General features: G+C 57.6%; 14 protein-coding genes. 3 read left to right on the forward strand and 11 right to left on the reverse strand.

What is annotated here, in order from left to right:
• Positions 1 to 224: 224 nt before the first annotated feature.
• Positions 225 to 1,328 (reverse strand): aspartate-semialdehyde dehydrogenase, encoded by a 1,104-nt coding sequence (gene asd / locus ACOTX1_RS13770; protein WP_003861575.1) that lies wholly within the window; start codon positions 1,326 to 1,328, stop codon positions 225 to 227.
• Between the two features lie 178 nt (positions 1,329 to 1,506).
• On the opposite strand from asd, the gene yhgN reads away from it, so the two are divergent.
• Positions 1,507 to 2,100, forward strand: coding sequence for an NAAT family transporter YhgN (gene yhgN / locus ACOTX1_RS13775; protein WP_003861574.1), 594 nt, complete (start codon positions 1,507 to 1,509; stop codon positions 2,098 to 2,100).
• Between the two features lie 79 nt (positions 2,101 to 2,179).
• On the opposite strand, the gene gntU is transcribed toward yhgN, so the two are convergent.
• The 5 genes from gntU to ACOTX1_RS13800 form a co-directional block, all read right to left on the reverse strand.
• Positions 2,180 to 3,520 (reverse strand): gluconate transporter, encoded by a 1,341-nt coding sequence (gntU, locus tag ACOTX1_RS13780; protein ID WP_003861572.1) that lies wholly within the window; start codon positions 3,518 to 3,520, stop codon positions 2,180 to 2,182.
• 3 nt (positions 3,521 to 3,523) lie between these two features.
• Positions 3,524 to 4,051 (reverse strand): gluconokinase, encoded by a 528-nt coding sequence (gene gntK, locus ACOTX1_RS13785; protein WP_003861569.1) that lies wholly within the window; start codon positions 4,049 to 4,051, stop codon positions 3,524 to 3,526.
• 126 nt (positions 4,052 to 4,177) lie between these two features.
• Positions 4,178 to 5,173, reverse strand: a complete 996-nt coding sequence (gntR, locus tag ACOTX1_RS13790) for a gluconate operon transcriptional repressor GntR (RefSeq protein WP_003861567.1) — start codon at positions 5,171 to 5,173, stop codon at positions 4,178 to 4,180.
• A gap of 91 nt (positions 5,174 to 5,264) precedes the next feature.
• On the reverse strand, positions 5,265 to 5,960 hold the full coding sequence (locus tag ACOTX1_RS13795; RefSeq protein WP_003861565.1) for a pirin family protein: 696 nt from the start codon (positions 5,958 to 5,960) through the stop codon (positions 5,265 to 5,267).
• A gap of 123 nt (positions 5,961 to 6,083) precedes the next feature.
• Complete coding sequence (locus tag ACOTX1_RS13800) at positions 6,084 to 7,121, reverse strand: oxidoreductase (RefSeq protein WP_023314969.1); 1,038 nt, start codon at positions 7,119 to 7,121, stop codon at positions 6,084 to 6,086.
• A 258-nt stretch (positions 7,122 to 7,379) separates the two neighbouring features.
• On the opposite strand from ACOTX1_RS13800, the gene yhhY reads away from it, so the two are divergent.
• Positions 7,380 to 7,868, forward strand: a complete 489-nt coding sequence (gene yhhY, locus ACOTX1_RS13805; protein WP_003861561.1) for an N-acetyltransferase — start codon at positions 7,380 to 7,382, stop codon at positions 7,866 to 7,868.
• A gap of 87 nt (positions 7,869 to 7,955) precedes the next feature.
• Here the strand turns inward: yhhY and ggt are convergent, their stop codons facing one another.
• A complete protein-coding gene (gene ggt, locus ACOTX1_RS13810; protein ID WP_263522236.1) occupies positions 7,956 to 9,701 on the reverse strand; it encodes a gamma-glutamyltransferase in 1,746 nt (581 codons plus the stop codon).
• Between the two features lie 122 nt (positions 9,702 to 9,823).
• Here ggt and ACOTX1_RS13815 point away from each other — a divergent pair, with 122 nt between their 5' ends.
• On the forward strand, positions 9,824 to 10,195 hold the full coding sequence (locus ACOTX1_RS13815; RefSeq protein ID WP_022651960.1) for a DUF2756 family protein: 372 nt from the start codon (positions 9,824 to 9,826) through the stop codon (positions 10,193 to 10,195).
• Here the strand turns inward: ACOTX1_RS13815 and ugpQ are convergent.
• Genes ugpQ through ugpA form a run of 4 tightly spaced genes read right to left on the reverse strand, consistent with a single transcriptional unit; the run spans position 10,185 to position 13,723 of the window.
• Positions 10,185 to 10,925, reverse strand: a complete 741-nt coding sequence (gene ugpQ / locus ACOTX1_RS13820) for a glycerophosphodiester phosphodiesterase (protein ID WP_022651961.1) — start codon at positions 10,923 to 10,925, stop codon at positions 10,185 to 10,187. The genes ACOTX1_RS13815 and ugpQ overlap by 11 nt on opposite strands.
• The gene (locus ACOTX1_RS13825) at positions 10,922 to 11,992 is read right to left on the reverse strand and encodes a sn-glycerol-3-phosphate import ATP-binding protein UgpC (RefSeq protein WP_003861554.1); all 1,071 of its coding nucleotides are present in this window, start codon (positions 11,990 to 11,992) and stop codon (positions 10,922 to 10,924) included. Before ACOTX1_RS13825 ends, ugpQ begins: the two co-directional genes overlap by 4 nt.
• Position 11,993: 1 nt before the next feature.
• A complete protein-coding gene (gene ugpE, locus ACOTX1_RS13830; RefSeq protein WP_263522239.1) occupies positions 11,994 to 12,839 on the reverse strand; it encodes a sn-glycerol-3-phosphate ABC transporter permease UgpE in 846 nt (281 codons plus the stop codon).
• A complete protein-coding gene (ugpA, locus tag ACOTX1_RS13835) occupies positions 12,836 to 13,723 on the reverse strand; it encodes a sn-glycerol-3-phosphate ABC transporter permease UgpA (RefSeq protein WP_003861551.1) in 888 nt (295 codons plus the stop codon). Before ugpA ends, ugpE begins: the two co-directional genes overlap by 4 nt.
• Positions 13,724 to 13,731 lie beyond the last annotated feature (8 nt).

The raw sequence follows: 13,731 nt of genomic DNA on the forward strand, positions 1-13,731 counted from the left end.
TTTTTATGTCGCCCTTTTTACGCGCTCCGGGACGACTTTTAATGTGACCTAAACGGTGCAGTTAATCCTCTCTGCTCCGCCCTACCCTCAGGTGAGAAATAAATCTTCCTTAAAGCATAGCCAACGTCGTGGGTCCTCCTGATAAAAAATAAGACATCTGCGTTTTACTCCATGTAGTACGCAAAAAAAGGGGGTGACAATCACCCCCCGTGTTTAACAAATTATTACGCCAGCTGGCGCAGCATGCGGCGCAGCGGCTCGGCGGCACCCCACAGAAGCTGGTCGCCAACGGTGAACGCGGAGAGGTACTCCGGCCCCATGTTCAGCTTGCGCAGGCGGCCAACCGGGGTGGTCAGCGTGCCGGTGACGGCTGCCGGGGTCAGTTCGCGCATGGTGATATCGCGATCGTTTGGCACCACTTTCGCCCACGGGTTATGCGCGGCCAGCAGCTCTTCCACGGTCGGAATAGACACATCTTTTTTCAGTTTAATGGTGAAGGCCTGGCTGTGGCAGCGCAGCGCGCCGATACGCACGCACAGACCGTCAACCGGAATGGTGTTCGCGGTGCCGAGGATTTTGTTGGTCTCAGCCTGGCCCTTCCACTCTTCGCGGGTCTGGCCGTTATCCAGCTGTTTGTCTATCCACGGGATCAGGCCGCCGGCCAGCGGTACGCCGAAGTTATCCACCGGCAGCTCGCCGCTGCGGGTGAGCTGAGTGACTTTACGCTCGATATCGAGGATCGCGGACGCCGGGTCTGCCAGCTCGGCAGCGACGCTCTGGTGCAACTGGCCCATCTGGGTCAGCAGCTCGCGCATATGACGCGCGCCACCGCCGGACGCCGCCTGGTAGGTCGCCACGGAGACCCACTCCACCAGATCCTGTGCGAACAGACCGCCGAGAGACATCAGCATCAGGCTGACGGTGCAGTTACCGCCAACAAAGGTTTTCACGCCGTTGTTCAGGCCGTCGGTGATGACGCCCTGGTTAACCGGGTCGAGAATAATGATGGCATCGTCTTTCATGCGAAGCGAAGAGGCCGCGTCAATCCAGTAGCCCTGCCAGCCGCTTTCACGCAGCTTCGGATAGATTTCGTTGGTATAATCGCCGCCCTGGCAGGTCACAATAATGTCGAGTGCCTTCAGCGCCTCCAGGTCGTAAGCATCCTGCAACGTGCCTGTGGTACCCCCAAAGGACGGTGCAGCCTGGCCGAGCTGGGAAGTGGAGAAGAAGACCGGGCGGATGGCGTCGAAATCGCGCTCTTCAACCATGCGTTGCATGAGTACAGAGCCGACCATACCGCGCCAGCCGATAAAACCAACGTTTTTCATAGCATTTTTTTCCTGCAAGGGGTGTGTGCTGATTGTGCAAGCCAGTATTGAACTGGGATATGCTTCACATTACAAAATGCTGCCAAAGTCGCAAGCGAAATTAATCGATGATTGCCCGGCAATCAGAAAAAGTGCTAATCATCGCAATGACCACAATAAGTATCAGGGATAATTTAAGATGAGTGAAATCATTTCCGCAGCGGTTTTATTGATCCTGATTATGGATCCGCTCGGTAATCTGCCGATCTTCATGTCGGTGCTGAAGCACACCGAGCCGAAGCGCCGTCGGGCGATCATGATCCGCGAGCTGCTCATCGCCCTGCTGGTGATGTTTATCTTCCTGTTCGCCGGTGAAAAAATTCTCGCTTTCCTGAACTTACGCGCCGAAACGGTCTCCATTTCCGGCGGGATCATTTTGTTCCTGATTGCCATTAAGATGATTTTCCCTAGCGCGGAGGGCAGCAGCAGCGGCCTGCCTGCGGGTGAAGAGCCGTTTATCGTGCCGCTGGCGATTCCGCTGGTCGCCGGGCCAACGATTCTGGCCACGCTGATGCTGCTGTCGCATCAGTATCCGAATCAGATGAGCCATCTGGTGATTGCCCTGCTGATCGCCTGGGGCGGGACATTTATTATCCTGTTGCAGTCGTCGCTATTCCTGCGCCTGCTGGGTGAGAAAGGGGTGAACGCGCTGGAGCGCCTGATGGGGCTGATTCTGGTAATGATGGCAACGCAGATGTTCCTGGACGGGATCCGAGCGTGGATGAAAGGATAGGTAAAAGCAAAACGGCGATCCTTGATTGCCGTTTTTAGTGTTTGCTCCCTCTCCCCGTGGGAGAGGGAGAAAACCGGGATCAGCTCAGCAGCGTAAACGCAATCATCCCGACAACCGCACCCGTCGTGCCGAGGATGGTTTCCATCAGCGTCCAGGTTTTCAGGGTTTGCGCTTCGGTTGCGCCGGTAAATTTACCGAACAGCCAGAAGCCTGCATCGTTCACGTGAGACACCACAATCGAACCACCCGCGATACAGATAGAGAGCGCCGCCATCTGCGCGCCGGAGTAGTTCAGCTGTTCAATCACCGGCATTACCAGACCCACGGCGGTTAAGCACGCCACGGTCGCGGAGCCCTGAATGATACGCACCGCCGCGGCCAGCACAAAGCAGGTGACCGCAATCGGCAGGCCCATTCCGGTCAGCGCTTCGCCCAGCGCCGGGCCAACGCCGGAATCCACCAGCACCTGCTTGAACACGCCGCCCGCCCCGATCACCAGCAGGATAATCCCCGCCGGTTGCAGCGCGGCACCACAGATCTCCATCACGCGGTCTTTCGGCATGCCCTGACGCATTGCCAGGCCGTAAATCGCGACCAGACACGCCACCAGAATCGCAGTGAACGGATGACCAATAAATTCGAACCATTCGTAAGCGGTTGACCCCACCGGCACAAAGCGTGCAGCGATGGTTTTCAGGCCCACCAGCACCAGCGGCAGCAGGATCAGCGACAGACTGAAGCCGAAGGACGGCATTTTACCCTCGCCCAGGTGCGGCTCGGTGATGTCGTCCGGAATGTGCAGCTCAACGTAACGGCTGATAAAGTTTCCCCACAGCGGACCGGCGATAATCATCCCCGGGATCGCCGCACACAGGCCAATCAGGATCATCCAGCCAAAGTCAGCATGCATCTGGGAGGCCAGCAGCATCGGCGCAGGCCCCGGCAGCAGGAACGCCGCCGCCGCCGCCACGCCCGCAAACAGCGGAATGACCAGCTTCACGAGGTTAGTACCGGTATGGCGCGCCATGGAGAATGCGACGCTTATCAGCAGCACAACGGCCACTTCAAAGAACAGCGGCAGTGCACAAATCAGCCCTGCCAGACCAATCGCGTAGTGCGCACGGCTGTGCCCGAAGGATTTCAGCATCTTGACCGCAATCTGATCGACCGCGCCCGTCTCGTGCAAAATCTTGCCAAACATCGCGCCCAGTGCCACCACAATGGCCAGGAAGCCGAGCGTGCCGCCCATCCCTTTTTCCATCGTCGCCGCGATTTTGTCGAGCGGCATGCCGGAAAAGAGACCAGCACCAATAGAAACCACCATCAAAGCAACGAAGGCGTGCATACGTGCCTTCATCACTAAAAACAGCAGCAGCAATACGGAACCCACTGCTGTCAAAACTAGCGTTAATGTACTCAAAACTTACTGCCTTTTATTAATAACCTCGATGGTGCTGGCAACAACACCTTCCAGCGGCTGATCGATATCAACCACTAAGACATCCTGCTCGTCAGCACCCGGCTCCTGCAACGCTTCGAACTGCGTTACCAGCATCTGGGTTTTGAAGAAGTGGCCTTTACGCGCCTTCAGGCGGCTTTCAATCACCCCGAAATCGCCTTTCAGGTAGATGAAAGAGAGGTTCGGGTTGCCGTCGCGCAGCAGGTCGCGATAGGTTTTTTTCAGCGCGGAACAGACGATCAGGGAGACTTTATTGGTGCGCTGCATCGCGAACGCGGCGTCATTCAGCGCCTGCAACCACGGTTTGCGGTCGTCGTCGTTCAGCGGCTCGCCGGAAGCCATTTTCATGATGTTGCTACGCGGATGGAGGAAGTCACCATCAAGAAACGCAGCCTGGAGTTGATGCGCCACTTCGCTCGCCACGGCAGATTTACCGCTACCGGACACGCCCATCAGGACGTAAACGTGGTGATCGTGATTAGTCGTGCTCAAAGGGTGTCCCTCAGTCAATTGTTACGGGTAACAGTTATCGGTAACATTGTCCTGCCGGGGCATAAGAGAAGCAATATCCAAACGTGCGCGAAGTGAATAAGTGTGAGCTACTTCAAATTTGTCGGATTAAATAGATCCACCCGGTGACAAGGTGAAACCTAAATCTAACATTTTAGGGGTAACTGCCTCACCACGAATGCGCGCCAGCAGGCGTTCTGCACCAATGCGGCCCATGCGTTCACGCGGGGTCAGGACGCTCGCCAGACGCGGCTCCATCACCTGGCCAATGTCGTGGCCGTGGAAACCGGCAATCGCCATATCATCCGGGATTTTTAAACCCAGACGCTGGCACTCAAACGCCGCGCCGACCGCAAGGTCATCGTTGGTACAGAAAATACCGTCCAGTTGCGGATACTCGCGTCGCGCCTGACGCATCAGCTCAATACCCGACGTGTAAGAAGAAGATTGCTCCACCATCACGCTGTACGGGGTTAAACCGGCGTCGAGCATCGCCTGCTCGTATCCCTTCTGTTTGATGATAGTACGTTCATCCAGACGCGCACCCAGATAGGCCACATGGCGATGACCGCGGGCGATGATCGCCGCCGTCATCTGACGCGCCGCTTCAAAGTTATCGAACCCCACGGCGATGTCGAGGCACGGCGACTGGCTGTCCATCAGCTCCACCACTGGAATGCCTGCCACTTCAATCATTTTCAGCGTGCGCGGGGTGTGAGTACGTTCCGTTAAAATCAGGCCGTCGATGTTCCAGGAAAGCATCGATTCAAGACGTTCCTCTTCCAGTTCCGGCTTGTACCCGTAGTGGGCGAGCATGGTCTGATAGCCAAACGCATCGGTGACGCTTTCGATGCCACGCAGCACTTCGGCGAATACCTGGTTGGTTAAGGAAGGAAGCAGGACGCCCACCGCACGGCTGGTCGCATTGGAGAGAATATCGGGCGCGCGGTTGGGGATATAACCCAGTTCATCAAGGGCGGCGGCAATCTTGCCACGCAACGCCACGGAAACCTGTTCCGGGTTACGTAAAAAACGGCTGACCGTCATTTTGGTCACACCGACGCGATCGGCGACATCCTGAAGTACGGGGCGTTTCTTTTTCATCGTCCTGAGAAATCTTGAAGTGAGAGATTTGCTCAGTTTATCACGGACAAAGCTCAACCTTCCCCGTTTAAAGGGAAGGTTGAGAAATTATTTAGACCGGCGGCAGGTCAAACAGCAGAATTTCACTTTCGCTGTCGGCATGCACGGAGAGCGCCTGCTCATCCCAGACGGCCAGACCATCGGCGGTTGTCGCTTTGGTGCCATTGATGGACACCTCCCCTTTCACCACCTGGATCCACACGCGGCGGTTGGCGGCGATCTGGTGCACAGACTGTTCATCTTTCGCCAGCGCCCAGCGGTACAGCTCCATATCCTGATGCACTTTCAGGGAACCTTCACGCGCATCCGGCGAGAGCACCAGCTGTTTGCCCTGTTTCGCGTCGAAGCGGCGCTGCTCGTAGCGTGGCGTGATGCCGGTCTCTTCTGGAATGATCCAGATTTGATACAGGTGCAGTTTTTCCGTTTTGCTCGGGTTGTACTCAGAGTGACGCACCCCGGTCCCCGCGCTCATAATCTGGAACTCGCCCGCCGGAACCTGCTCTTTGTTGCCCATGCTGTCCTGGTGCTCAACCGCCCCTTCCAGCACATAGGTCAGGATTTCCATGTCTTTGTGCGGGTGGGTACCGAAGCCCTGGCCTGCATCAATCACGTCGTCGTTAATGACGCGCAGTGCGGAGAAGCCCATGAAGTTCGGGTCGTAGTAGTCGGCAAACGAGAATGAATGCCATGAGTCCAGCCAGCCATGATTCGCGTGACCACGTTCGTTTGCTTTGCGTAAGTAGATCATTGTTTTCACCCTCAGTTCGTTTCGATGGAGTAAGTGTGGACGCGAACGCCCTGGGATCATAGAGGGTGAAAATTGACTCCTCTGTTCAAAAATTGTGAACAAGCGCAGAGGAGCCGTTTTTGCTTATTTCGCGAGGGTTATCGTGGCAGGAGAAGCCTGTTCGAAGGCCCGTTCGAGGATTTCCAGGTTGGTCAGAACGTCAGATTCCTTGACGTAATTCGCCGTGCCGTTTGTGAGGGTCTCAAACAGCGCATCATAGACGCGTCCATAGTCGCCCGTTTCCGGCTTCAGCTCTTCCCTGACCGTCACGCCCTCGTCGTTCACGTACTCCAGCACGCCCACGGAATCATCTGCCGCAAAGCCCGGTTCACCCGGCATGATATTGGCCTTCAGGCTGGTCTCCTGCTGGTCAATGCCGTACTTGATAAAGGAGCCTTTCTTGCCGTGAACGATAAATTTCGGGTAGTCGATTTTCACCAGGTGGCTGGTTTTCACGATGGCTTTGAGATCGCCGTAGAACAGCTGTGCTTCAAAGGTATCGTCCGGGTTGGCCTTATTGCGCAGGCTGCGGATGTCATACGCCACGTGGTCCGGGCGGCCAAACAGAGAAATAATCTGGTCCATGGTGTGCACGCCCAGACCATAGAACGACCCGTCCTGCGGCAGTCCGGGCTGGGTTTCCGCCACCGGGCGGTAGTAATCGAAGTGGCTTTCGATTTCCACGATCTCGCCGAGTTTGCCGCTCTCAATCGCCTTTTTCGCCGTCAGGAAGCAGCTGTCAAAGCGTCGGTTCTGGTACGGCGTGACGGTCAGGCCTTTGCTTTTCGCCAGCGCAAAGAGTTCCTTCGCTTCGGCGATGGTCGGGGTGAACGGCTTTTCTACCAGCACGTTTTTGCCCGCTTCCAGCGCGCGTTTCGCGTAGTCAAAGTGGCTGTCGGCGTGGGTACAGACCACCACCAGCTTCACCTGCGGATCATTTAACACTTCATCAAGATCGCTGGTGAAATGAATATGGGAATACTGCGGAGACTGTTCTTCCGGCTTCGCGCTGCGGCGGTAGATATGAGCGACGTGCCAGGTCTCTTTACGGTTGAGAACATACGGAAGGTGGTAACGCGTGGTGCTTTTGCCAAATCCAATAAATGCGCAGTGTAGTGTCATGGCTCAGTCCTTTTTCGAAGGTTGCTGAGTCTAACCATAACAAAAAAAAAGCCAGCTAAAAGCTGGCTAAAGTAATACTGGAAGCAATGTGAGCAATGTCGTGCTTTCAGGTTCCCGTAGGAGGTCTTCCTGAACGCAGAGCAATAATAATCATTCTCATTCGCACTTGTCCAACACTTTTTGCAAAAAATAGCGATTGACTCAACTTTTAAAGTCACTGATGTTGGAGGGGACTTTTAACTGACTGAGGAACAAGGAATGAGTGAGATAGTGATACGCCACGCTGAACCGAAAGATTACGACGCCATTCGTCAGATCCACGCCCAGCCGGAGGTGTACCACAACACGCTACAGGTTCCTCATCCTTCAATGGAAATGTGGCAAATGCGGCTAGGCGAACAGCCGGGCATTAAACAGCTGGTTGCCTGCATTGATGATATCGTGGTCGGCCACCTCACCATTGATGTCGCCCAGCGACCACGCCGCAGCCACGTTGCCGATTTCGGTATATGCGTTGGCGCAGAGTGGCATAACCGCGGCGTGGCCAGCGCGCTGATTCGCACCATGATCGATATGTGCGACAACTGGCTGCGCGTCGACCGCATCGAGTTAACGGTGTTTGTGGATAACGAACCGGCAATCGCGGTGTACAAAAAGCACGGGTTTGAGATTGAAGGCACCGGCAGGCGCTATGCCCTGCGCAACGGCGAGTATGTGGATGCGTATTATATGGCGAGGATGAAGTAATGAGTTGCCGGGTGGCGGCTTCGCCTTACCCGGCCTACGTCCGTGCCGTTGTAGGCCCGGTAAGCGCAGCGCCACCGGGCAACAAAATCAATACCCCGCCGTTAAATCATCCACCGAACGCGGGTCCGACGCGCCAAACAGCGCGCCATCCGGTCCGACCATAATGCTCTGGGTGCTGCCCATCGCCTCCTTCACCGCCACGTTCTGCCCGCGCTGCTCAAGCAGCTTGAGGGTGTCCGGGCTAAAGCCCTTCTCCACGCGCAACTCGTCCGGCAGCCACTGGTGATGGAAACGCGGCGCATTGGTCGCTTCGGCGACGTTCATCCCAAAGTCGATGCTGTTCACCACCATTTGCAGTACGGTGGTGATAATCCGGCTCCCGCCAGGGCTGCCGGTCACCAGCCAGGTTTTGCCGTCTTTCACCACAATGGTGGGCGACATGGATGATAGCGGGCGCTTCTTCGGCCCTACCGCATTCGCATCGCCGCCGACCAGGCCGTAGACATTCGGCACGCCCGGCTTGGCAGAGAAATCATCCATCTCGTTGTTCAGCAAAATACCGCTATTGCCCGCCACAATCCCGGTACCGAAGGTGGTGTTAAGCGTGTAGGTCACCGCCACCGCGTTTCCTTCTTTGTCCACGACCGAGAAGTGGGTAGTCTGGTTACTTTCATACGGCGCCAGCTTGCCCGGGCGGATCTCGCTCGACGGCTTAGCCTTGTTGATGTCGATCTGATCGGCAATGGATTTGGCGTACGCCTTGTTGGTCAGCGCATGCCACGGCACCTTTACGAAGTCCGGGTCGCCGAGGTATTCCGAGCGGTCAGCGTAGGCGCGCTTTTCCGCCTCGGCCATCACCTGCATGGCATCGGCGCTACCGAAGCCATACTTGTGCATATCGAAGTTTTCCAGAATATTGAGGATCTGCACGATGTGAATGCCCCCGGAAGACGGCGGCGGCATGGAGAAGACCTCGTAGCCGCGATAGGTGCCACTAATCGGCTCGCGCTCCACCGCCTTATATTCCGCCAGATCCGCTTTGGTGATCAGCCCGCCGTTCTTCTGCATCTCATCCGCAATCTGATCGGCAATCGGCCCCTTATAGAAGGCATCCGGACCGTTTTCGGCAATCAGTTCGAGACTTTTTGCGAGGTTCTTCTGCACCAGCTTATCGCCCTTCTTCAGCGGCTCGCCGTCTTTCCAGAAGATAGCCTTGCTGTTCTCATGATTGGGAATAACTTCGCTGCCGTAGGTTTTGAGGTCGTCCGCCAGCGCGTCGTTGACGACGAAGCCGTCGCGCGCCAGCCTGATGGCAGGCTGCACCACTTTATTCAGCGGCAGCGTGCCGTATTTTTCCAGCGCCAGCGAGAACCCCGCAACGGTGCCCGGCGTGCCGGAGGCAAGGTGCGAGGTCAGGGATTTTTTACTGTCCGGATTGCCCTGATCGTCGAGGAACATATCGCGGGAGGCCTGGTTCGGCGCCATCTCACGGAAGTCGATGGCCGTGGTTTTACCGTCTTTGGTGCGCAGCATCATAAACCCGCCGCCGCCCAGGTTCCCCGCCTGTGGATGCGTCACCGCCAGCGCATATCCCACCGCGACCGCCGCATCCACCGCGTTACCGCCCTGTTTAAGAATATCGACGCCCACCTGCGTTGCCAGCGCGTCAACCGAGGCCACCATGCCGTGCGTCGCCCGCACGGGGTGAAAAACATCCTCCTCCACGCCGTAAGAGACCGGTGGAGCGGCGGGCGGGTTGGCCGCCACGGTAAATGTGCCGCCTGCCATCAGCGCAGCGATGGCGACCCAGCGCAAAAAGGTTGGTTTCATCATTATTGTTCTCCAGGTGAAGGGGCCCATATTCCCCGCTTAAGCCTGGTTCACAACTCTTAAAAAATCATCGTTATGCCGGAATGAGGGTAAACTTAAGAGAAGCCTCAAAGGAGGAGATAACCATGAAACGATTACTGATCCTGACCGCGCTGCTTCCGTTCGCCGCGCTCGCACAGCCAATCAACACCCTGAACAACCCGAACCAGCCGGGCTACGTCATTCCGAGCCAGCAGCGTATGCAGACGGAGATGATGAGCCAGCAACAGCAGCAGAAAGGGATGCTCAATCAGCAGTTAAAGACGCAGACCCAGGTGCAGCAGCAGCACCTGCAAAACCAGATGAATACCAACACCCAGCGCGTACAGCAGGGCCAGATGCTTGAACAGCCGCTGCCTAATGCAAACGGTGGGATGTTAGGAGGCGGAGTATCGCAAAGCAGCGGTCAGCAGCACATGCTGCCGACCCAGCAGAACGGCAGTATGCTTAATAAATAAAGTTCGGCCCGATCTGGTCAATCGCATCGGTACAGATGCTGTCCACGCCCCAGCGCAGCAGCTCGGCTGCACGCTGGGGTTTGTTGACGGTATACACCAGGATATGCAGACCGGCCTCCTTCAACAGCGTCACGCGCGCTTCATCCAGCAGCTTATGGTTGAGGTGGATCGACACGCAGCCTAAGCGGGTCGTCAGCGCGCGCCAGTCTTCTCGCCACGCATCCAGCAGCAGCCCGCGCGGCAACTCCGGAACGGCGGCCTGTGCGGCTTCCAGCGCGTCGATATCAAACGACGACAGCAGCGGCGCGGTCATCCCTTCCCACAGCTCACGCGCGGCAATGGCAATCACTTTACCCGTCAGCGGCCCGGTGCCGGTGGTCGGTTTGATTTCAATATTGGCCATCATGCCGTGTTGACGACAGCGGTCCGCCACTTCCGCCAGCAGCGGCAGCGGTTCGCCTTTGAATTCGCCGCTGAACCAGCTTCCGGCGTCCACCTTCAGCAGGTCACGCCACGGCAGTTCACCCGCCACGCCCCAGCCGTTGCTGGTGCGTTCGAGGTTGTCGTCGTGCAGCAGGAAAATTTCGCCGTCCTTCGATAGCTTGGCGTCGAACTCGATCATCGTGTGGCCGTAGCGTGCGCCAACGTCAATTGCCGCCAGGGTGTTTTCCGGCGCCAGTTTACCGCCACCACGGTGGGCGACGATGTGGGGGTAAGGCCAGTTGCTCATACTCGTTGTCCTGTTTCACCGTCAAATAAGTGCAGGTGATTTTCCGGCATATGCAGCCACAGCGTGCTGCCTGCTTTCGGGCGCTCCTGATGCGGCAGACGCACTACCAGCTTTTGCTCGCCCCAGCGTCCGTGCGCCAAGTTGTCTGCGCCCAGCATCTCCAGCGTGTCCATCACCAGCGGCACGCCGCCGTCCGCCTGAGACGTCAAACCAATATGCTCGGGGCGGATACCAAGCGTCATCTTACGCCCGGCGTAGCCACGATAGTACCAGTTGATCGGCAACGCCATCCCGCTTTCCAGCTCGAAGTGGGTTCCCGCCGCATTGATCCGCCCGTCCAGCAGGTTCATCGCCGGGCTGCCGATAAAGCTCGCCACAAAACGGCTGGCCGGTTTCTCGTAGACTTCCACTGGGGTGCCAATCTGCTCGGCGATGCCTTTGTTCATCACCATCACGCGCTGGGCGAGGGTCATGGCTTCAACCTGATCGTGGGTCACATAGAGGGACGTGGTTCCCAGCCGCCGATGCAGCTGCTGTAGCTCAAGACGCATCTGCACGCGCAGTTTGGCGTCGAGGTTTGACAGCGGTTCGTCGAACAGAAATACCGCCGGATCGCGCACGATGGCGCGCCCCATCGCCACGCGCTGGCGCTGGCCGCCGGAGAGCTCGCGCGGGCGACGCTTGAGCAGGCCGTCCAGCTCCAGAATGCGCGCGGCCTCTTTCACGCGCTCCTCGATATGGCCTTTGCCCATACCGCGAATTTTCAGCCCCCAGGCCATGTTCTCTTCCACGCTCATGTGCGGATAGAGGGCGTAGTTCTGGAATACCATCGCGATGCCGCGATCTTTGGGTTCCATCTCGGTAACGCGCTGGCGGTCAATCCAGATATCCCCGGACGTCACACGCTCCAGCCCGGCCACCATACGCAGCAGGGTGGATTTTCCGCAGCCGGACGGGCCGACCATCACGATAAATTCCCCGTCCGCCACGTCGAGCGTCAGCGGCTGAATGACCTGGGTTTTGCCGTCCCAGCTTTTGGTTACTGCCTGTAATTTTAAACCTGCCATCTTATTTCTCGCTATCGACCAGGCCGCGGACAAACGCGCGCTGCATGGCTAAAACAATGACTACGGGTGGGATAAGGGTGAGCAGCATCGCCGCCATCACCTGGTTCCAGAGGGTGGTGCCTTCGCCGGTGGCGATCATGCCTTTGATGCCTGCCACGGCGGTGCCGAGGTTGACGTCCTGAACAATCAGCAGCGGCCACAGATACTGGTTCCAGCCGTAGATAAAGGTGATCACAAACAGCGCCGCGAGATTGGTTTTCGACAGCGGCAGCACGATGTCGCGGAAGAAGCGCATCGGCGAGGCCCCGTCGATGCGCGCGGCTTCAATCAGCTCATCCGGCAGGGTCATAAAGAACTGGCGGAACAGGAAGGTGGCGGTCGCCGAGGCCATCAGCGGCAGGGTTAAGCCCGCGTAGCTGTCGAGCATCTTCAGGTTGGCGCTCACCTCCACCGTCGGGAAGATACGCACCTCCACCGGCAGCATCAGGGTGATGAAAATCATCCAGAAAAACAGGTTACGCAACGGAAAGCGGAACCAGACGATGGCGAAGGCCGAAAGCATCGACACGGTGATTTTGCCGACGGTGATGCCGAACGCCATGATGAAACTGTTGAGCATCATCAGCCAGAACGGCGCGCTGTTAGCGCCCACGCCCTGCGTCCAGATAGTCTTCATGTTCTCGAACAGATGCGTGCCTGGGATCAGCGTCATCGGCGTGTCGAACACCGCTTTGGTGTCCAGCGTGGCGGCGACGAAGGCCACGTACAGTGGGAACAGGATGACGAGGATGCCCAGGATTAGCAGGGTATGGCTGAAAATCGTCAGCCCGCGACGGTTCTCAATCATTGGTAGCGCACCTTACTTTCGACATAGCGGAACTGCACCACCGTGAGGATGATGACGAGGAACATCAGCACGACCGACTGTGCAGCAGAGGCTGAGAGATCAAGCCCGGCAAAGCCCTCGCGGTAGATCTTGTAAATCAGCGTGGTGGTTGCCTGCACCGGGCCGCCCGCGGTGGCGGCGTCGATCACCGGGAAGGTGTCGAAGAAGGCGTACACCAGGTTCACCACCAGCAGGAAGAAACTCACCGGGGCGATCAGCGGCAGCGACAGCCGGAAGAAGCGGCGCACCGGCCCTGCGCCGTCAATCGCGGCAGCCTCCACCAGCGAACGCGGGATAGACTGTAGCGCGGCAAAGAAAAACAGGAAGTTATAGCTGATCTGCTTCCACACCGAGGCGAACACCACCAGGAACATCGCCTGACCGCTGTTCTGGGCGTGGTTCCAGTCGTAGCCAAATTCGCCCAGGAAGTGGGTAATCAGCCCGCGCCCTGGGTTAAACAGGAAGATCCACAGCACGGCGGCCACGGCGGGAGCCACGGCGTAGGGCAGCAGCATCAGGGTCTGGTACAGACGACTGCCGCGCACCACGTAGTCCACCAGCGCAGCGAAGAACAGCGAGGCGACAAGGCCGCTGACGGTGACCAGCGCGCTGAATTTGATCGTCGTCCAGAAGGAATCCAGGTAGTAGCTGTCGTGGAACAGCGCGGTAAAGTTGTCCAGCCCGACAAACTGGCTGGAAAGCCCGAACGGATCGACGCTTTGTACCGAGTACCACAGCGCTTCGCCCGCAGGCCAGATAAAGAAGATGACGGTGATGACCAGCTGCGGCGCGACCAGCAGATACGGCAGCCAGCGGGAACGGAACACCGGACGGGATGATGACATAGGTTAGC

This window comes from Enterobacter cloacae complex sp. IR5401, from assembly GCF_049238425.1.
In the GTDB taxonomy this organism is placed as follows: Bacteria; Pseudomonadota; Gammaproteobacteria; order Enterobacterales; family Enterobacteriaceae; genus Enterobacter; species Enterobacter hormaechei_C.

Coding starts and splice junctions, on each gene's coding strand:
- ACOTX1_RS13825 (WP_003861554.1), bottom strand. CDS start 11,992: ATGGCAGGTTTAAAATTACAGGCAGTAACCAAAAGCTGGGACGGCAAA.
- yhgN (WP_003861574.1), top strand. CDS start 1,507: ATGAGTGAAATCATTTCCGCAGCGGTTTTATTGATCCTGATTATGGAT.
- gntR (WP_003861567.1), bottom strand. CDS start 5,173: ATGAAAAAGAAACGCCCCGTACTTCAGGATGTCGCCGATCGCGTCGGT.
- ACOTX1_RS13795 (WP_003861565.1), bottom strand. CDS start 5,960: ATGATCTACTTACGCAAAGCAAACGAACGTGGTCACGCGAATCATGGC.
- ACOTX1_RS13815 (WP_022651960.1), top strand. CDS start 9,824: ATGAAACGATTACTGATCCTGACCGCGCTGCTTCCGTTCGCCGCGCTC.
- ugpQ (WP_022651961.1), bottom strand. CDS start 10,925: ATGAGCAACTGGCCTTACCCCCACATCGTCGCCCACCGTGGTGGCGGT.
- ACOTX1_RS13800 (WP_023314969.1), bottom strand. CDS start 7,121: ATGACACTACACTGCGCATTTATTGGATTTGGCAAAAGCACCACGCGT.
- ugpE (WP_263522239.1), bottom strand. CDS start 12,839: ATGATTGAGAACCGTCGCGGGCTGACGATTTTCAGCCATACCCTGCTA.
- asd (WP_003861575.1), bottom strand. CDS start 1,328: ATGAAAAACGTTGGTTTTATCGGCTGGCGCGGTATGGTCGGCTCTGTA.
- ggt (WP_263522236.1), bottom strand. CDS start 9,701: ATGATGAAACCAACCTTTTTGCGCTGGGTCGCCATCGCTGCGCTGATG.
- ugpA (WP_003861551.1), bottom strand. CDS start 13,723: ATGTCATCATCCCGTCCGGTGTTCCGTTCCCGCTGGCTGCCGTATCTG.
- yhhY (WP_003861561.1), top strand. CDS start 7,380: ATGAGTGAGATAGTGATACGCCACGCTGAACCGAAAGATTACGACGCC.